The following is an 18,369-nucleotide window of genomic DNA, read 5'->3' on the forward strand; positions in this document are numbered from 1 at the left end:
TGCGCCCCGCGTCACTAGCAGATTTACGACAGATTGGCCCACAAGCGACACATTTGTCGCCGCAGAGGGTTCTGCCCTGAACCTGCCTGGTGTCAGTCTAAGGGTGCTTAAGGTGAACCGTTTCGCCGGTTTGCAGGGCCTGCTGCGCCGCCAATCCCATTCGCACCGCCCACAAACCGTCATGCACTGTCACATCCGGTTCGGCCTTGTGCCCGCGCACCAGATCCAGAAACCCCTTGTGCTGATAATAGGTCGAGCCGTTGTGATCTCCGGCAGCCAGCAAACGGGGATCGACAGGGATATCCTGCGACATTGGCCCCTTGGGGTCCCGCGGGCTGACGATGACCTGCGGCACTGGCGGCGTTCCCAGATGGTCGGGCCAGAACCGCCCCGGCCCCGGCACCAGAGCCTCGACCTTGGCTTTGGGTCCGATGGCCGAAATCTCCTCCTGATAGCGGGCGCCTTCGGCGAACATGCACAGCTCGAGCATCGCGCGCGCGCCATTGGCGAAATCGACCAGAACATAGCCATGATCCAGTATATCGGGTGTTTCACCCCCGTAGGTTTCGTCCAGATGATTCACCGCCTGCCCGCCGCTTGCGGTGATCCGCACAGGGTCGGATTGCAGGATCAGCCGCATCAGATCGAAGAAGTGGCAGCATTTCTCGACAAAGGTGCCGCCGGTGTTGCGGTTGAACCGGTTCCAGTCGCCGACTTTCCGCAGAAACGGAAAGCGATGTTCCCGGATCGACAGCATCCTGACCCCGCCTGTGTCCCCGATCTTGTCGATCAGGGTCGCGATGGGCGGCATATAACGGTATTCCATCGCAACCCAGATCGGGTGTGGATAGTCACGCTGTACCTTCGCTAGCCTTGCGGCGTCCTGGGGGTTGGTGAACAGGGGCTTTTCCACCAATAGCGGCAAGGGGCGCGTTTGCGCGATTTCACAGATCTGGTCGACATGCAGGTGATTTGGGCTGGCTATGACAAGGCAGTCCAGGTCTTCGATATCCAACACCTCTTGCACCGAGCGTGCCATAACCGCCCCCGGCGCAATCGCCTGCGCGGCTTTTGCCATCCCGGGATCGGGTTCGAATATCGCCGCAACACGCGTGCCGTCCAGCAGGGCGATGTTGTGCAGGTGTTCCTGCCCCATCATGCCACATCCGATCAGCCCGTAATTGATGGTCTGGGTCATGCGCGTTTCCTTTTACTTCAGACGTTGGACATAGGTGGCCCGGTCCGGGTCGAACCAGGTCTTTGAAAATTCGACAGGTTCGGCCTTGTCCGACCAGCTGAACCGTTCGATATAGCCCACCGTTTCACCGGCGGCTTTGGTGAACGCCGCGGGCGTCCAATCGGGCAGCTGGCCAATCGATACGCGATCTTCGGCCCGTGATATCCAGAAACCCAGCTGGTGCTGATAATAGCGGTAGAGCGAGTCCGACAGCAGGCTTCGCTTGATCAGGCCGGCTGATTCGTCCAGCCAGATTTCCTCGACCGCGATGATTGTGTCATTCAGATAGCGCATCCGACGTACGCGCGATCCGGTGTCTGAAGTGCCAAAATCCGGCAGATCGGAAGGTTTCTTCAGATGATCGACGGACAGGATATCCGCACGCGGCAACCCGCCCCCTTGGGGCAATTCCAGCCGGAACATCGCGTAGACGCTGTTCTGAGTTCCGGTCTCGCGGATGTAATTTCCTGACCCCTGAATACGCTCCAACATGCCTTTTTTCTCAAGCTCTGCGAGAGATTTTCGCAGCGTGCCGACCGACACGTTCAGCTCGGCCGCCATATCGCGTTCCGGGGGCAGACGCTCACCATCGATCAAGCGGCCCGCAGCGACATCGCGGATCAGCAGCTCGGCAATCTGAACGTAGATAGGCAGGGCATTGGGGTTTCGGGTGTTGGGGGGCATTTCAGGCGCTTCATTCGGTCGCAGGAAAAATTGATACACTATTGATCTACATCAATGTGATTGCTACGCAAGAGGAAAGTAAAAGATGCACGGAGCGTGAATCAAATGACCATCGTCCCCATCACATCCCCTGATCTGGATGCGGCCGAGGTTTCGTGGTTCGCCGCCTTATGTTCGGACGATTATCAGTTCCTGGGTGTGCCTGATGGTGATCTGCGGTCCAGCTGGGAGCATTGCTCGGCCATCGTGAAGGAGGCCGAGGCGCAGGGGTTCCGCAACATCCTGTGCCCGTCATCGTATCAGGTTGGGCAGGACACGCTGAGCTTTGTCGCCGGTTGCGCGCCGATCACGCAGAAGATCAACCTGTTGGCCGCTGTGCGCTGCGGCGAGATGCAGCCGATCATGCTGGCCCGCACGATCGCGACTTTGGATCACATGTTGAAGGGGCGGCTGACCGTCAACATCATTTCATCCGATTTTCCCGGCGAAAAGGCCGACAGTGCCTATCGTTATCAACGGTCGCGCGAAGTGGTCGAGATCCTGAAACAGGCCTGGACGCAGGAGGAAATCAACCATGCGGGCGAGGTCTACAACTTTACAGGTCTGACAACCGACCCGGCGCGACCCTATCAGACTGGCGGGCCGCTGCTGTATTTCGGAGGCTATTCGCCCGCGGCGCTGGAGCTATGCGGCGAGCATTGCGATGTGTACCTGATGTGGCCGGAAACCAAGGATCAACTGGCCGAGCGGATGAAAGCTGTTCATGCAGTGGCCGAAAATTATGACCGTACGCTCGACTATGGCTTGCGGGTTCACATGATCGTTCGCGATACCGAAGCCGAGGCGCAGGAATACGCGGATTACATCGTTTCAAAACTGGATGACGACTATGGCCGCGCGATCCGCGAGCGGGCGTTGGATGCAACGTCGCTTGGCGTAGCGCATCAGGCCAGGAATCGTGATCTGGCGGATAAGTATGGGTATGTGGAACCCGGTCTGTGGACCGGCGTCGGCCGCGCCCGTTCGGGCTGTGGTGCGGCACTGGTTGGATCAACCGATCAGGTGATGTCAAAGATCGAAGATTACCGGAAGATGGGCATTCGCGCCTTCATCTTCTCAGGCTATCCGCACATGGATGAGGCCAAGCATTTCGGTGCTCGTGTGATGCCGCATCTGAAAACATGCTCGCTGCCCGAAGCCTACAGGCGTGTGCCCAAGACACCCCCAGCCACACCGCTGGGCAACGGAGTGCGCCGCTGATGCAACGCGTGAAACTATCCCCGACGCTGGAAATGAGCCGCCTTGTCTATGGCATGTGGCGGCTGGGTGACGATAGCGACACCTCAGCAGGGCATGTCGAGGCCAAAATTCAGGCCTGTCTTGATCAGGGCATCACCACCTTCGATCAGGCCGATATTTATGGTGGTTACGCGGCCGAAGCCGTTCTGGGCAACGCCTTGCGCGCCAATCCCGGCCTGCGCCAGAAGATGGAGATCGTCACCAAATGTGACATCGTCGCACCTGTGGGGCGGCATTCCGATGCGAAGGTCAAATACTATGACACCTCACGCGCGCATATCCTGAAATCCATCGACATGTCCCTGTCGGAAATGGCCATCGACCACATCGATCTGCTGCTGATCCACCGCCCTGATCCGTTCATGGACCACCACGAAACCGGGGCTGCGCTGGATGAGGCTGTCGCCAGCGGCAAGGTGGGCGCGATTGGTGTTTCGAACTTCCGCCCGTGGGACTGGACCCTGCTGCAATCGGCGATGAAAACCCGGCTGGTCACCAACCAGATCGAGATCTCACTGGGCGCGATCGCCCCTTTCACCAATGGCGATCTGGCGTTTCACCAGCAGCATGGGCACCACCTTATGGCGTGGTCGCCGCTGGGGGGTGGGCTGCTGATGGCCGGAAACCCGCCCGTCGGGGTTGTCGCTGATGAAATCGCGGAGGAGTTCGGTGTAGACCGGGCCGCTGTGGCCGTCGCCTTCCTGCTGGCTCATCCGGCGGGCATTCTGCCGGTTCTGGGCACCAACAACCTGAACCGTATCAAACGCATCTCAGACGCGTTGAACGTCACCATAGACCGCGAAACCTGGTTCCGCCTGTACGAGGCGGCGCTGGGGCATGAGGTAGCATGATGAACGCAATCTCAAGGAATATGACCCACACCTTTGTGCCACATAAGGACGACACCCGGACCCTGCGGGATGCTTTTGGTCGGTTTGCAACCGGCGTTACCATCGTGACATGCGACAGCGGTGATGGCCCTATCTGCATCACGGCCAACAGCTTTTCGTCACTGTCGCTGGACCCGCCACTGATCATGTGGGCTGGCGACCGCAACTCGCGACGGTTCCCCTATTTTCGCGCGGCACGGCATTTCACGGTGCATGTGTTATCGTCGGCGCAGGCCGAGCTGTGTTTTGGATGCTCGAAAGATGCCCATGCCCTGCGCGACATCCGGCATGAGCGCTGTGCAAACGGCACCCCGCTGCTGTCGGATTGTCTGGCACGTTTCGAATGCGAACAACATGCCTATCACGACGCGGGCGATCACGTGATCGTGGTGGGCAAAGTCCTGAAGGCCAGCATGAGCGACGGCGACGCGCTGACGTTCTACGCCGGGAAAATGGGCCAATTCGCGCAGCACTAAGCGCGATCTGACGACCGCGGGACACACCTGCGGCTGAACAAGGGAGGATCCGCATGGGCGGACTGGCATCGGTGCTTGCGCCGATTGCATTCGTGAACGAAACCGCGCTGCGTCTTGGCCGCGCGGTTGGCGTCGTTGCGATTGCTTTCATGGTCATCGCAATCCTGATTCAGGTGTTCTTCCGATACGTTCTGGGCAACGCCCTGCCCTGGCCGGATGAGGCCGCGCGGTTCTGCATGTTGTGGATGACCGGGTTGATGGCACCGACGGCCTTTCGGCGCGGCGGTTTTGTGGCTATCGACATGCTGCAACGGTTTCTGCCGCGTATGCTCGGCCTGTCACTCAATCTGTTCCTCCTACTGATCTCGCTGGCCGTGCTTTTGGTTGCGGTCAAAATCGGCTGGTCCGAGGTCACGGGCTTTGGCGGCAGGTTTGCAACCGCCGCCCTGTACCTGCCGACATCGCTTGGGTTTGACGAGTGGTACCGCATTCCGCGCAGCTGGATGATGGCCTCGCTGCTGGTGGGGATCATTCTGCTGATCTCGGTCAATATCGAGCTTATTCTGCGTTCCGTGGTCACCCTTCTTGGCGGCGCGCATCTGTTGCCGGACATTCCCGACGCAGCCGTGGGGGCCGAATAGATGCTGATCTGGTTCCTGCCTACGTTCCTGATTTTCCTGCTGATTGGCCTGCCGGTCTTTTTCGCGCTTCTGGCGGCACCCGGCATCTTGCTGTGGCTGAACGGACAGACGAACGACATCACCCTGCTTTATCGTAATGTCTACAACGGCATGGACAGTTTCCCGCTGATGGCGATCCCGTTCTTCATGCTGGCCGGTGAAATGATGAACCGCGGCGGCATCACCATCCGCCTTGTCGAATTCAGCCAGGCGCTGATGGGCCATCTGCGCGGCGGGCTGGCGCATGTAAACGTTCTGAGCTCGATCCTGTTCGCGGGCCTTTCAGGATCAGCGGTGGCTGATACATCCGCCCTGGGTTCGATGCTGATCCCGGCGATGGAAAAACAGGGATACACCCGAAAATTCGCCGCCGCCATTACGGCCGCGAGTTCGGTGATCGGGCCAATCATCCCGCCCTCGGGCATCATGATCATCTATGCCTATGTCATGGGCGAAAGTGTGGCCGCCTTGTTCCTTGCGGGGATCGTGCCCGGGATCATGGTGGGTGTCGGCCTGATGGTGATGATCAAGTTCATGGCCGACAAGTACGATTTTCCCGTCGCCAGCCGGAAATACACATGGGATGAGCGGCGCAAAGCCAGCCTCAAGGCGTTCTTCCCGCTGATGACGCCCGTGATCATTCTGGGCGGCATTCTGGGGGGCATCTTTACTCCGACCGAGGCCGCCGCTGTTGCTGTGGGCTACGCCTTTATCATCGGATTTTTCGTTCTGCGTACACTGACCCTGAGGGAAATTCCGGATGTTCTGAGCAATGCAGGTATGACGTCGGCTGTGGTGCTGCTGCTGGTTGGCGCAGCAATGGCGTTCAAGACCGTGGTCAGCCTGAGCCATGCCCCGGAACAATTGGCCTCGTTGATCCTCAGCCTGTCGGAAAATCCGCTGATCCTGTTGTTTCTGATCAACCTGTTGTTGTTTATCGTCGGTATGTTTCTGGACGCAGGCCCCGCGATCATCATCCTTGGCCCGATCCTTGGTCCCATTTTCACTGGCCTCGGCGTAGACCCGATCCATTTCGCCATCATCATGAGCGTCAATCTGACCGTCGGCCTTGCAACGCCCCCCATGGGGCTGGTGCTGTTCGTGGCCGCCGCCGTGTCGCGGGAGCGGGTCGAGACGATCGCCAAGGCGATCCTGCCGTTTCTGGCGGTCGAAATCATCGTGATCTTTCTGATCACCTACATCCCCGCACTATCCATGACGATCCCGAGGATAACGGGATTTGCAAACTGACTGAGTATCACAGGGAGGAAACGCATGCTCGGAAACTTCATCAAAACAGCGGCGATTGCCACATCGCTTGTGGCCGCGTCTGCGGTCGCTGCGGTGGCTGCGGACTATACGCTGCGCGCCACTGCCAATTCGAACGAAAATGACGAGGATTACGACGGTCTGATCGTTTTCAAGAACTATGTCGAGGCGGCGTCGAACGGCGCCATCGAGGTTGAGCTGTTCATCGGCACCCAGCTGTGTTCGAACGGTGCAGAATGCCTGCAAGGCGTGGCGGATGGCACCATCGATATCTATATCTCTACCTCGGGCGGGGCCTCGGGCATCTTCCCCTATGTGCAGGTTCTGGACCTGCCCTATCTGATGGCCGATGACCGGATCGCCGAGCATGTTCTGTCGGGCGATTTCACCCGCAAGATGCGCGACATGGCGCTGGAGGATTCCGGTGGCGCGATCCGCCTGATGACCATCGGCAACACCGGCGGCTGGCGCAACTTCGCCAATACAAAACACCGGGTGGCCGAGCCTGCCGACATGGAAGGTCTGAAAATTCGCACCGTTGTCGCCGACCTGCCACAGGAACTGGTCAAGGCACTGGGCGCGTCACCTACGCCGATCCCGTGGCCGGAACTTTTCACCAGCTTCCAGACCGGCGTCGTCGAGGGGTCCAAGAACGGCATCACCGACATCATGGGCATGAAGTTCCCGGATGCCGGCCTGCAATATGTCACGCTGGACGGGCACGCCTATATGGGTGCGCTGTGGTGGATGAACAACGCCAAGTTCCAGGCGATGCCCGAAGATATGCGCCGGGTCGTTGTCGATGGGTTCTACGCCTTGCAACAGGCCACTTTTGCCTCGCCCAAGCGCAAATCGATTCAGGCCTATGAGGACTTCGTCGCAGGTGGCGGTGACCTGTATGTCCCGACACCCGAGCAGAAGGCTGCGTTCAAAGCCGCGGCTTCACCTGTCTATGACTGGTTCCAGACCAATGTTGCCCGTGGTGATGAGATCTTTGCCGCGCTGACCGATGCGGTCACGGCGGCTGAGGCGGACGTGAACGCCTCGCGCAATGCAGACCTGAACTAAACGGACGGGTCGGGCCTTGTGGCCCGGCCCTTATCGAAACGGGTACATCCACCCTTTGTAGTCGTTGACCAGAACATGCGCCTTCTCGATCTGCTCCGGCGACATTTTCTTGATCACTTCCTCAAGGCTGATCGCCGCATCGGGATCGCCGCCAATGGCGCTGAGCGTGTACCACATATAGGCCCGCACCAGATCGGGGGCGGGCAATCCCAGACCCAGTTCGTAGTACCAGCCGACCCCCGACTGCGCCCCCGGATGCCCCTTCATCGAGGCACGCAGATACCATTCAAACGCCCTTTCATGGTCCTGCTCGACCCCAAGACCCAGCCCGTACATCACACCAATCAGTTCCTCGGCCTCGGCATTGCCCGACCGGGCGGCGGGCAGCAGTTCCGCGCGCGCGGCTTCAAACTCTCCGGCCTCCATCATGTCACGGGCCTGTTCCAGCTCAGCCAGAGCCGGGGTCGCAAGAAAACAAAGGGTAAAGAGAAACTGGCGCATTGGGCGATTGTCCTCGTTTGGGCGGGGGCCGCGGTGGCGCAGGACCTGCCGCGCCCGCTGACAGATGATGACTTTATCCCATTTGATATGGAACAGGCCACTATCGGTCATCAACTGTTTTACGATCCGATCCTGTCAGGCAATCAGAACATTTCGTGCGCCCATTGCCACCACCCCGATTTCGGCACCTCCGACGGGTTATCCCTGGGGATCGGCGAAGGCGGACAGGGTCTTGGACCGGAGCGCACACCGGGTACCGGGGCGGACAAGATCCGCAAACGCATTCCCCGAAATGCGCCGGGGTTGTGGAACCTCGGGGCCAAGGACATCCGTACCGTTTTCCACGATGGCCGCCTGAGCATCTCGGACCTCTATGGCAACGGGTTCAATTCGCCTGCACAGGAATGGCTGCCCGGGGGATTGAACTCGCTTCTGGCGGCGCAGGCCTTGTTCCCGCTGACCGCGCAATTCGAGATGGCCGGTAATGTCGCTGAAAATCAGGTGACCGGCGCGGTTCACGACAGGATCGACAAGGGCTGGCCGATCCTTGCCAAACGCGTGCGGACCGATCCGCGCTATGGCCCTGCCATAGTCGCGGCTTTTGACAACATCGAGACCACCGAAGACATCACGATCACCCAGATCGCCAACGCGCTGGCGGCCTTCATGGCCATCGAGTGGCGCAGCACCGACAGCCCATTCGACCAGTACTTGGCCGGGGACAAGGATGCGCTGTCAGACATCCAGAAAGACGGGATGAACCTGTTTTATGGCAATGCGCGATGCGCGACCTGCCATGCGGGTCCGTTGATGTCGGACCAAGAGTTTCACGCGCTAGGTTTGCCCCCTTTCGGGCCGGGCCGGACCCGGCAATGGGACCCATATGCGCGGGACGTTGGACGGATGGCGGAAAGCAACCGTCTGGAAGACGCCTATCGCTTTCGCACGCCGATGCTGCGCAATGTCGCCCTGACCGCGCCCTACGGGCATAACGGTGCTTTTGCGGACCTCGAAAGCATGATCCGTCACCATCTTGACCCACAGACCAGCCTTGCCAAATGGAAACCCGACATGGCTGCGTTGCCCAAGGTCCCCTGGTTGCAAGAGGCGGATTTCGCGGTGTGGGAAGACCGGTTCGAAATGGAACGCCAGCGCAGCAGGATCGACATTGTGCCAGTGACACTTTCGGATGCGGAAATCGGCGCCCTTGTCGCATTTCTGCATTCCCTGACGGGCACTGGTGTTGGCTCTCTTCCTTTCGGGGTGCCTGCCGATTTCAACCCCTGAAGGCGGTTGCGCCATAATGCCAATTGATCCGACATAATGTCGGCATATCCGATCACTTCGTCAAATTGCGGTCTATGAAATGTCTGGCCAGCCCTGCACCATAATATCAGGAACAGAAATTTACGGAGACGTTGATGTCCTGGAATATTTGCGTAATCGGGGCAGGCAAGATCGGTCAGATGATCGCGACGCTGCTGAGGGCCTCGCCAAACTATACAGTGACTGTGGCCGACCATGACCTGAAAGCACTGGGTGATATCACAAGGCTTGGTATTGGCACGAAACAGATTGATGCCCGGGATGCGGACAGTCTGGCAAAGGAACTGACCGGGTTTAACGCCGTGGTTTCAGCGGCACCGTTCTTTTTGACCCCGAACATTGCCAAGGCCGCCAAAGAGGCGGGCGCGCATTATTTCGACCTGACCGAAGACGTTGCGGCCACCGAGGCCGTACGCCAGCTGGCCGAAGGCAGTGAGACAGCTTTCATGCCGCAATGTGGTCTGGCACCTGGTTTTGTGGGTATCTCCGGAGCCGCGCTTGCAGCGGAGTTCGATGAGCTGGACAGCCTGCATATGCGGGTGGGGGCACTGCCGCTTTATCCGACCAATGCGCTGAAGTACAATCTGACCTGGTCGACCGATGGGTTGATCAACGAGTACTGCAATCCTTGCGACGCCATTGTGAACGGCAAACTGGTCAAGACAGCACCACTGGAAGATTACGAGATTCTGGGTCACGATGGTGTGGAATACGAGTGTTTCAACACCTCGGGCGGGTTGGGCACGCTGCCGGAAACGCTGGAAGGCAAGGCGCGGGCCGTGTCTTATCGCACGATCCGGTATCCCGGCCATTGTGAAATCCTGAAGCTGCTGCTGCACGATCTGGGGCTGGAACGCCGCCGCGATCTGCTGAAAGAGATCTTCGAGACCGCCCTGCCCCGCACCGATCAGGACGTGGTGCTGGTCTATTGCACGGCCAAGGGTATGATCAATGGCGTTCTGCGCGAGAAATCCCTGATCAACAAGAGCTTTGCCCGCACCATCAACGGACAGGTCTGGAGTGCCATTCAGGTCACGACAGCTGCGGGTATTCTGGGCGTCGTTGACCAGATGCGCACCGGCACGCTGCCTTCGAAAGGGTTTGTCCGGCAGGAACAGGTCAAACTGAACGACTTCCTGAAAACAGAATTTGGCCAGCTGTATCGTGCTGGTGACGTGACCCGGCAAAACAAGGCGGCCTGAGATATGAAAGACATCGTAATGACAGCCCAAACCACGCTTGCAAATCTGGATCTGACGGGTGCCGCATTGAAGGGCGGCACCCTGAAAGTGACGTCGCCGATTGACGGCAGCCTGCTGGCCGACGTGCATGAAACTCCGGCCACCGAAATGGACGCGATCATTGCCCGCGCCAAAACCGCGTTCAAGGCGTGGCGCGTTGTGCCGGCCCCGCGTCGGGGCGAGCTGATCCGCCTGCTGGGCGAAGAGCTGCGCGCCGCCAAGGACGATCTGGGCGCGCTTGTCAGCTGGGAGGCCGGCAAGATCACGTCCGAAGGTCTGGGCGAAGTGCAGGAGATGATCGACATCTGCGACTTTGCCGTTGGTCTGTCGCGTCAGCTTTACGGTCTGACCATCGCATCGGAACGTCCGGGGCACCGGATGATGGAAACCTGGCATCCGGCGGGCCCGGTCGGGGTGATCTCGGCCTTCAATTTCCCGGTTGCGGTCTGGTCGTGGAACGCCGCTTTGGCACTGGTCTGTGGCGATCCGGTGATCTGGAAACCGTCCGAGAAGACCCCGCTGACAGCGATGGCCTGCCAGAAGATCTTTGAACGCGCGCTGGTGCGGTTTGGCGATGCCCCCGAAGGGTTGCTTCAGGTCCTGATCGGTGGCGCGGAGTTGGGCGAGGCGCTGGTGGCCAGCGAAGATGTTCCGATCATCTCGGCCACGGGTTCGACACGTATGGGTCGTGCAGTTGCGCCCATTGTAGCGGCACGCTTTGGCAAGTGCATTCTGGAACTGGGTGGCAACAACGCGATGATCGTTGGCCCTTCGGCGGATCTGGAAATGGCCGTGCGCGCCATTGTCTTCTCGGCCGTTGGGACCGCCGGTCAGCGCTGTACGACGCTGCGCCGTCTGATCGTGCACAACTCGATCCGCGAGGAACTGGTGAGCCGCCTGAAAAAGGCTTATGCTGGTCTGCCCATCGGCAATCCGCTGTCTGAGGGCACGTTGATCGGGCCACTGGTAGATGAGGCATCGGGTGCCGCCATGACAGCCGCACTGGAAGCCGCAAGGGCCGAAGGCGGCACCGTGTTTGGTGGCGCGCGCGTGACCGAAGGGCTTCCTGCGGGTGTCTATATGCAGCCCGCAATCGTCGAAATGCCCGGCCAAAGTGCGGTCGTGAAAACCGAGACATTCGCACCGATCCTTTATGTCATGGGCTATGACGATTTTGACGATGCGATCCAGATTCAAAACGATGTGCCGCAAGGGCTGTCATCCTGTGTGTTCACGCTGAACATGCGCGAGGCCGAGCAATTCCTGACTGCGGCGGGGTCGGATTGCGGTATTGCCAACGTCAACATCGGCCCTTCGGGCGCCGAGATTGGTGGCGCATTCGGAGGCGAGAAAGAAACCGGTGGCGGACGCGAAAGCGGCTCGGACGCGTGGAAGGCCTATATGCGCCGCCAGACCAACACAGTGAACTACTCGGCAGAGCTCCCGCTGGCGCAGGGTGTCAAATTCGACATCTGAACCAGCGCGCAAACTGACGGGCAATCTGATCCCCCCGGAGCTTTGATGTTTCGGGGGGATCGCTTTTGTCGCGCAGGCTTTGGCACTGGCGGGCTGAAGCAGGCACAAAACCGGTGGTTCTTGACGAAATCCCTGCCGTGCGGCATGTGATGTCGCTGGGGGGGAACGGCATGTCCGATAAGGTCAGATGGCCCGACACGGCATGTATGAACAGATTAAGCGTCCGAGTGGCCCCGATGGCTGGCTGCTTTTATACCGGAAGGTAAGTAAGATATGTGCCCTGCACCCGTTGATGCAGAGACCCCGCGCGGGTTCATCATCCCGATCGGCGGCGGCGAAGACCGCGTCAAGGAAATGCAGATTCACCGCAAGTTCGTTGAGCTTTCAGGGGGTGGGAATGCCGATATTGTCGTGATCCCGACAGCCTCGATGCTGGAAGAGACCGGACCGGATTACAATCGCATCTTTTCCGAACTGGGTGCGGGCAAGGTCGAATTTCTGCCCATCTCACGTCGGGCCGATTGCGATAATCCCGATTATGCCGAGATGCTAGACCGCGCCACAGGGGTTTTCATGACCGGTGGCAATCAGCTGCGACTGTCGGCGATTCTGGGTGGCACGCTTGTTGCGCAGAAAATTCGCCGTCGGAATGCGGCCGGTGTGCCGGTTGCCGGCACTTCAGCCGGGGCATCAATCATGTCCGAACACATGGTGGCCGGGGGCAGCAGCAACTCGGCCCCGGCTGAGGGCAATATCACGCTGGCTCCGGGCATGGGCTTGACCAACGCCGTCATCATCGACCAGCATTTCACACAGCGCAATCGGCTGGGACGTTTGTTAACTGCTTCATCTTTCAACCCTTTTTTGATCGGACTGGGTATCGACGAAGACACGGCAGCCTTCATCGGACCCGATAATGTCCTTGAAGTCGTGGGCAGTGGATCGGTTACCGTCGTTGACGCCAGTCATCTGACTCATTCGTCGATGTGGGACGCGCGCCGCGGTGAAGCACTGAGCCTGCTTGGACTTCGGCTTGACGTTCTGGGCGAAGGGTGCCGTTATGATCTGACGGCTCGCCAGGCTTTTCCGCCGGATGAGCATATGGCGTTCTGCACATTGCCGGACATGTCCGGTCAAGAGGCCGCCAGCGGGGGGAATAATAGCTAACCAACGGGGAGCCTCATGAAAATAATCTCGACCAATGTCTTTGTCGGCCCAAATGTCTGGGCAAGTTTTCCGGTCATTCGCCACGTCATCGATCTGGGTGTTCTGGAAGAGTGGCCCTCGGCAAAAATTGGTTCCGAGTTTATTGACGCCTTGATCAAGGCGCTTCCCGGTCTGGCGGAACATGGCTGCTCCTATCGCGAACCCGGCGGCTTCATCCGCCGCCTGCGCGAGGATGAAGGCACCTGGTTGGGGCATGTGCTGGAACATTGCGCCATCGAAGTGCAGAACGTGGCCGGGTCCGACGTGACCTTTGGCCGTACGCGCGGCACAGGTGAGCCGGGCCAGTACAATATGGTCTATGAATACCGCCAGCGTGACGTCGGTCTGGATGCGGGCAATTTGGCGATGCGGTTGCTGATGCACCTGCTGCCGCAATCCCTGAAAGATCAGGTGGATTACCAATTCGACCCGGACTTCAACTGGGATGAAGAACTGCGCAGCTTTGTGCTGAGGGCGCAACGCAAGGAATTTGGCCCGTCGACCGGATCGCTGGTCAAGGCGGCGCAGGAACGCGACATTCCGTGGATCAGGCTGAATTCCGGCTCGCTTGTGCAATTTGGGCACGGCAAGTTTCAGAAACGCATTCAGGCGACAATTACATCCGAGACCAAGCATATCTCGGTCGAGATTTCCTGTGACAAGGAAGACACCCATAATCTGCTGAACGATCTTGGCCTGCCGGTACCGCAGCAACGCATGGTCTATTCGGCCCGCGAGGCCGTGCGTGCGGCAGCGCGGATCGGGTTTCCGGTGGTGGTCAAACCGTTGGACGCCAACCATGGGCGCGGCGTGTCGATCAATCTGAATTCCGATGCCGAGGTCGAGGCGGGCTTTGCCGAGGCCAAGGAGCATTCACGCAGCCGCGCCATTCTGGTTGAAAGCTTCATCACCGGCTTTGATCACCGGATGCTGGTCGTGAACGACAAACTGGTTGCGGTGGCCAAACGCGTCCCCGGCCATGTAATAGGCGACGGCACCCATACGATTGCCGAATTGGTCGACATCGTGAACCAAGACCCGCGTCGGGGCATCGGGCACGAAAAAGTACTGACCAGACTCGAGCTGGACAATCAGGCTAATCGCTTGATGGAGAATGCAGGCGTGACGGAAGACACTGTCTTGCCCGAGGGCGAGGTTTTCTATCTGCGCTCGACCGCGAACCTGTCAACGGGTGGCACCGCCATCGACCTGACCGACGTGGTGCATCCCGACAACCGAGACATGGCCGAACGCGCCATCATGGCCGTCGGGCTGGATGTGGGCGGTGTCGATTTCCTGATCGACGATATTACCAAATCCTACAAGGATATCGGTGGCGCGATTGTCGAAGTAAACGCCGCCCCCGGTTTCCGGATGCATGTGGCCCCGTCCGAAGGTCAGCCGCGCGATGTGGCGGGCAAGGTCATCGACATGCTGTTCCCCCCCAATGAACAGACCCGCATCCCGATTGCGGCCATAACCGGCACCAACGGCAAGACGACCACGTCGCGGATGCTGGGTCATATCATGAAAACCAGCGGCAAGATCGTTGGCATGACCTCGACCGACGGCGTCTATGTGGATGGCAAGCTGAGCGTCAAGGGGGACATGACCGGCCCGAAATCGGCACAGATCGTCCTGCGTGATCCGATGGTCGATTTTGCGGTGATGGAAACCGCGCGGGGCGGGCTGGTGCGCTCGGGTCTGGGCTATCAACGCTCGAACGTGGCGGCCTGTCTGAACGTCTCGGCAGATCATCTGGGTCTGGGCGGGATCAACACGGTAGAGGAGCTGGCCGTCGTCAAACGGGTGGTGGTGGAAAGCGCGACCGATACGGCCGTGCTGAACGCCGACGACATCAATTGTCTGAAAATGGCCGATTATGCCGGGGCGGATCAGATCTTCTATGTCACGACCAACCCCGGTCACAGTCTGGTCAAGGAACATATCAAGACAGGGGGCAAAGCCATCGTGCTGGAAAAAGGCATGAATGGCGACATGCTGACCATCTATGACAAAGGGCTTCACATCCCAGTTCTGTGGTCGCATCTGATCCCCGCCACCCTTGAGGGCAAGGCGATCTTCAACGTGCAAAACGCCATGGTCGCGGCGGCAATGGCCTATAGTTTTGGGGTCGATCTGGACAATATCCGGCATGGTCTGCGCACTTTCGACACCAGTTATTTCCAAGCGCCGGGGCGGATGAACGTCTATGATGAACATCCCTTCAAAGTGATTCTTGATTACGGCCACAACCCAGCCGCGCTGAAAGCGATGGCCGCATTGGCCGATCAGTTGGACGTCAAGGGCCGCAGGCTGTGCGTTGTTGCGATGCCCGGCGACCGCCGCGATGAAGACATCGTTGATGGAGCCGCAACGCTCGCCGGGCATTTTGATCATTTCATCTGCAAGGCCGATGACCGCCGCCGGGGTCGCGGGCATGACGAAGTGCCGCAAATGATGCGGCAGGCCCTGATCGATTGCGGGACGCCAGATGAGGCGATCACGATCATCCCGGATGAGGTTGAGGCCGTGACCGCCGCGCTGGAAATGGCGGCACCGGGCGATCTGCTGGTGATCTTTGGCGATGACACCACACGGTGCTGGAAACAGATCATCTACTTCAATTCCGATGGCGAAACCTCTGAAACCGAGGCGGCACCCAGGACCAGCCCCGCCGACACCACGTTCGAGGACATGTTCGACAGCGACCAGAACCTGATCCGGGACGAACGCGGCGTAAGACTGGCGCGTGAAGTCAGCGAAGACGCGGATTGAGCGAGGGCACCGGAATGGACCGGATCGAAGAGCTTGAAACCGCGCTGACCATCGAATGCGCGACCGCTGATCATATTCAGGTGGATGACGCGCGGCGTCTGACCGGCCCCGGCCTGTTATGGGATCACCCCGGCGCGGTGATGGATGTGTTTTTCACGGATATCGACCCCGCGCAGGTCATTGCACTGTGGGAAAAACATGCCCGGCGCGTTCTTGATGCGCTTGGCTGGCAGGATCAGGCACTGACCCACCGTACCTTCACCGGTGGTGTCAATCTGGCAATCTCGGCACCGATGGATCAGCTTTATTCCGCGATCTTTGCAGCGCAGACCGCCTGGCATTTCTGTGCGGCAGAGTTGTTGGCGACGACGCCGGGCGATTTTGATCAGATGATCCGGGACGTCAAAGGCGTCATGGCGAAGGAGGCCAATCCTGCGCTGATCGCCCTGATCACGGCAGCCGAGGCGCATGGCGTGGATATCCTGTGCGACGATGACGAAATTTCCATCGGGCATGGCACCGGCAGTCAAACCTGGCCTGTCGACGCATTGCCCGCCCCGGATGACGTGGACTGGCCCGCCCTTCACAACATCCCCGTCGCCTTCATCACCGGAACAAATGGCAAGACCACGACGACCCGGTTGCTGGAGGCCATCGCCCGCGCCTCGGGCAAGGTCGCGGGACTGACCTCGACCGAGTTTGTGCGGGTGGGTGATGATATTCTGGATCGCGGCGATTATTCCGGCCCCGGCGGAGGGCGGATGTTGCTACGCGACAAGCGGCTTGAAATCGGCTGCCTCGAAGTGGCCCGTGGGGGTATCCTGCGCCGCGGCCTGCCGACACGTGCCGCCATGGCCGCCACTGTCACCAACGTGGCGAACGATCATCTGGGGCAATACGGCGTCAACACGGTGCCCGAGCTGGCTCAGGCGAAATTCGCCGTGCACCGGACACTGACCAAGGGCGGCGTTCTGGCCCTGAATGCCGATGATCCTTTTGTCCGTGCCGAGGCTGAAAACACTACGGCAAATATCTGGTGGTTTTCTCTGGATGCCGGGAGTGATCTGATCCGTCGGGCGCGGGACGCGGGAACATGCTGCGCTTATGTTTCGCAGGGCAATATCGTCTTTTTCGACGGCCGGTCCGAGCAGGTGGTCATAGCTGTGTCCGACGTGCCCCTGACCATGGGCGGGGCCGCGAAATACAACATCCTGAACGCTCTGGCGGCTATGTGCCTTGCGCTGGCTTTGAAGCTGACGCTTGAGGCGGTGCGGCATGGGTTGGCCGGGTTCAAACCGGATGCCAGGGACAATCCGGGTCGCTGTAACGAATTCCTATACAACGGCGCTCAGGTTTTCGTGGATTTCGCGCATAACCCGCATTCGATTTCTGCCGTGTGCGATGCGCTGTCGGCCCTGCCAGCAAAACGGCGGTTCATCATGCTCAGCCATGCCGGAGACCGCTCGGATCAGGACATTCGGGACGTCACTGCAACCGCGTTGAATTTCCAACCCGACGTGGTCGTTGCTGCTGAACTGGAAGGGTATCTACGGGGCCGCTCATTGGGAGAGATACCGGACCTGATCGAAAAGTCTGCCCTGGAACAGGGATATGACAAGACCCAGATCCAAAGGGCCGCGTCCCCGTCCGAAGCCTCTGCGATGATCCTGAAACAGGTGGAACCGGGCGATCTAGCCTTGCTGCTGGTTCTGTCGGAACGCGACGCCGTGCTTGAGATGCTGAACCAGCAGGCGACCTAGCGGTTTGAGGGATCAGTAAAGCAACGAACCGCCATTTCCGTCTGCGATCATCTGAGCAGCAATTCGCGCATCACCCTTGCATTGACACCCAGCCTGACAATACTCGCCTAACACAGGCAACAGACGGTTGAGGTTAGGTGTTATGGAGATTGAGCGGACGGGGTTGTCGGGTGTGTTGGTTATTCGCCCGCAGCGGCATGGGGATTTGCGGGGTTTTTTTTCTGAAAGCTGGAACAAGGCGCGGCTGGAAGAGGCTGGGGTTGTGTTGCCGGAGTTTGTGCAGGACAACCATTCGTTGTCGTCCGCGGTGGGGACATTGCGCGGCCTGCATTTTCAGGCGCCTCCGCATGCGCAGGGCAAATTGGTTCGGGCGGGCCGGGGGGCGCTTTATGATGTCGCTGTCGATATCCGCAAGGGATCGCCGACCTATGGGCAATCTTTCGGCATCGAGCTCAGCTTTGAGAACGGGCGACAGCTT

At 59.5% G+C, this 18,369-nt stretch carries 16 protein-coding genes; 13 read left to right on the top strand and 3 right to left on the bottom strand.

The window, feature by feature from the left end; translation table 11 throughout:
- Positions 1–97: 97 nt before the first annotated feature.
- Together AC2FLZ_RS13690 and AC2FLZ_RS13695 are read right to left on the bottom strand one after the other, a co-directional pair.
- Positions 98–1,198, bottom strand: coding sequence for a Gfo/Idh/MocA family protein (locus AC2FLZ_RS13690; protein ID WP_480625460.1), 1,101 nt, complete (start codon positions 1,196–1,198; stop codon positions 98–100).
- 12 nt (positions 1,199–1,210) lie between these two features.
- Positions 1,211–1,921, bottom strand: a complete 711-nt coding sequence (locus AC2FLZ_RS13695; RefSeq protein WP_480477535.1) for a GntR family transcriptional regulator — start codon at positions 1,919–1,921, stop codon at positions 1,211–1,213.
- A 105-nt stretch (positions 1,922–2,026) separates the two neighbouring features.
- Here AC2FLZ_RS13695 and AC2FLZ_RS13700 point away from each other — a divergent pair, with 105 nt between their 5' ends.
- From AC2FLZ_RS13700 to AC2FLZ_RS13725, 6 genes are read left to right on the top strand one after another with little or no spacing between them, the layout of a single operon-like run.
- Positions 2,027–3,181: an LLM class flavin-dependent oxidoreductase gene (locus AC2FLZ_RS13700; protein ID WP_496808461.1), complete on the top strand. Its 1,155-nt coding sequence runs from the start codon at positions 2,027–2,029 to the stop codon at positions 3,179–3,181.
- Positions 3,181–4,071, top strand: coding sequence for an aldo/keto reductase (locus AC2FLZ_RS13705; RefSeq protein ID WP_480625462.1), 891 nt, complete (start codon positions 3,181–3,183; stop codon positions 4,069–4,071). Before AC2FLZ_RS13700 ends, AC2FLZ_RS13705 begins: the two co-directional genes overlap by 1 nt.
- Positions 4,071–4,586, top strand: a complete 516-nt coding sequence (locus tag AC2FLZ_RS13710) for a flavin reductase family protein (protein WP_480477541.1) — start codon at positions 4,071–4,073, stop codon at positions 4,584–4,586. The genes AC2FLZ_RS13705 and AC2FLZ_RS13710 overlap by 1 nt, the downstream gene beginning before the upstream one ends.
- A 53-nt stretch (positions 4,587–4,639) precedes the next feature.
- Positions 4,640–5,227, top strand: a complete 588-nt coding sequence (locus tag AC2FLZ_RS13715) for a TRAP transporter small permease (RefSeq protein WP_480477543.1) — start codon at positions 4,640–4,642, stop codon at positions 5,225–5,227.
- Positions 5,228–6,517, top strand: a complete 1,290-nt coding sequence (locus AC2FLZ_RS13720; RefSeq protein ID WP_480477545.1) for a TRAP transporter large permease — start codon at positions 5,228–5,230, stop codon at positions 6,515–6,517.
- 24 nt (positions 6,518–6,541) lie between these two features.
- Positions 6,542–7,603 carry a TRAP transporter substrate-binding protein gene (locus tag AC2FLZ_RS13725; protein WP_480555887.1) on the top strand — a complete coding sequence of 354 codons (1,062 nt, stop codon included), beginning with the start codon at positions 6,542–6,544 and terminating at the stop codon, positions 7,601–7,603.
- 30 nt (positions 7,604–7,633) lie between these two features.
- On the opposite strand, the gene AC2FLZ_RS13730 is transcribed toward AC2FLZ_RS13725, so the two are convergent.
- Entirely contained in the window at positions 7,634–8,104 is a 471-nt protein-coding gene (locus AC2FLZ_RS13730) for a tetratricopeptide repeat protein (protein WP_480477549.1), read from the bottom strand.
- A gap of 33 nt (positions 8,105–8,137) precedes the next feature.
- Between AC2FLZ_RS13730 and AC2FLZ_RS13735 the strand changes: the two genes are divergently transcribed.
- From AC2FLZ_RS13735 to AC2FLZ_RS13765, 7 genes are all read left to right on the top strand, one after another.
- Positions 8,138–9,391 carry a cytochrome-c peroxidase gene (locus AC2FLZ_RS13735; RefSeq protein WP_496882286.1) on the top strand — a complete coding sequence of 418 codons (1,254 nt, stop codon included), beginning with the start codon at positions 8,138–8,140 and terminating at the stop codon, positions 9,389–9,391.
- A gap of 134 nt (positions 9,392–9,525) precedes the next feature.
- Positions 9,526–10,632: a saccharopine dehydrogenase family protein gene (locus AC2FLZ_RS13740; protein WP_496882287.1), complete on the top strand. Its 1,107-nt coding sequence runs from the start codon at positions 9,526–9,528 to the stop codon at positions 10,630–10,632.
- Positions 10,633–10,635: 3 nt separating this feature from the next.
- Positions 10,636–12,147, top strand: a complete 1,512-nt coding sequence (amaB, locus tag AC2FLZ_RS13745; protein WP_496882288.1) for an L-piperidine-6-carboxylate dehydrogenase — start codon at positions 10,636–10,638, stop codon at positions 12,145–12,147.
- Between the two features lie 273 nt (positions 12,148–12,420).
- Positions 12,421–13,314 carry a cyanophycinase gene (locus AC2FLZ_RS13750; protein ID WP_480521098.1) on the top strand — a complete coding sequence of 298 codons (894 nt, stop codon included), beginning with the start codon at positions 12,421–12,423 and terminating at the stop codon, positions 13,312–13,314.
- 15 nt (positions 13,315–13,329) lie between these two features.
- On the top strand, positions 13,330–16,131 hold the full coding sequence (gene cphA, locus AC2FLZ_RS13755; protein WP_496882289.1) for a cyanophycin synthetase: 2,802 nt from the start codon (positions 13,330–13,332) through the stop codon (positions 16,129–16,131).
- The gene (locus AC2FLZ_RS13760; protein WP_496882290.1) at positions 16,128–17,891 is read left to right on the top strand and encodes a Mur ligase family protein; all 1,764 of its coding nucleotides are present in this window, start codon (positions 16,128–16,130) and stop codon (positions 17,889–17,891) included. Before cphA ends, AC2FLZ_RS13760 begins: the two co-directional genes overlap by 4 nt.
- A 142-nt stretch (positions 17,892–18,033) precedes the next feature.
- The coding region (locus AC2FLZ_RS13765) for a dTDP-4-dehydrorhamnose 3,5-epimerase family protein (RefSeq protein WP_496882291.1) at positions 18,034–18,369 on the top strand (336 nt) is incomplete at its 3' end.

This window comes from Ruegeria sp. YKSF131 (assembly GCF_059612645.1).

Bases quoted from the DNA above. Each gene is read 5' to 3' on its own strand.
- AC2FLZ_RS13690 (WP_480625460.1), bottom strand. From the start codon at position 1,198: ATGACCCAGACCATCAATTACGGGCTGATCGGATGTGGCATGATGGGG.
- AC2FLZ_RS13695 (WP_480477535.1), bottom strand. From the start codon at position 1,921: ATGCCCCCCAACACCCGAAACCCCAATGCCCTGCCTATCTACGTTCAG.
- AC2FLZ_RS13700 (WP_496808461.1), top strand. From the start codon at position 2,027: ATGACCATCGTCCCCATCACATCCCCTGATCTGGATGCGGCCGAGGTT.
- AC2FLZ_RS13705 (WP_480625462.1), top strand. From the start codon at position 3,181: ATGCAACGCGTGAAACTATCCCCGACGCTGGAAATGAGCCGCCTTGTC.
- AC2FLZ_RS13710 (WP_480477541.1), top strand. From the start codon at position 4,071: ATGAACGCAATCTCAAGGAATATGACCCACACCTTTGTGCCACATAAG.
- AC2FLZ_RS13715 (WP_480477543.1), top strand. From the start codon at position 4,640: ATGGGCGGACTGGCATCGGTGCTTGCGCCGATTGCATTCGTGAACGAA.
- AC2FLZ_RS13720 (WP_480477545.1), top strand. From the start codon at position 5,228: ATGCTGATCTGGTTCCTGCCTACGTTCCTGATTTTCCTGCTGATTGGC.
- AC2FLZ_RS13725 (WP_480555887.1), top strand. From the start codon at position 6,542: ATGCTCGGAAACTTCATCAAAACAGCGGCGATTGCCACATCGCTTGTG.
- AC2FLZ_RS13730 (WP_480477549.1), bottom strand. From the start codon at position 8,104: ATGCGCCAGTTTCTCTTTACCCTTTGTTTTCTTGCGACCCCGGCTCTG.
- AC2FLZ_RS13740 (WP_496882287.1), top strand. From the start codon at position 9,526: ATGTCCTGGAATATTTGCGTAATCGGGGCAGGCAAGATCGGTCAGATG.
- amaB (WP_496882288.1), top strand. From the start codon at position 10,636: ATGAAAGACATCGTAATGACAGCCCAAACCACGCTTGCAAATCTGGAT.
- AC2FLZ_RS13750 (WP_480521098.1), top strand. From the start codon at position 12,421: ATGTGCCCTGCACCCGTTGATGCAGAGACCCCGCGCGGGTTCATCATC.
- cphA (WP_496882289.1), top strand. From the start codon at position 13,330: ATGAAAATAATCTCGACCAATGTCTTTGTCGGCCCAAATGTCTGGGCA.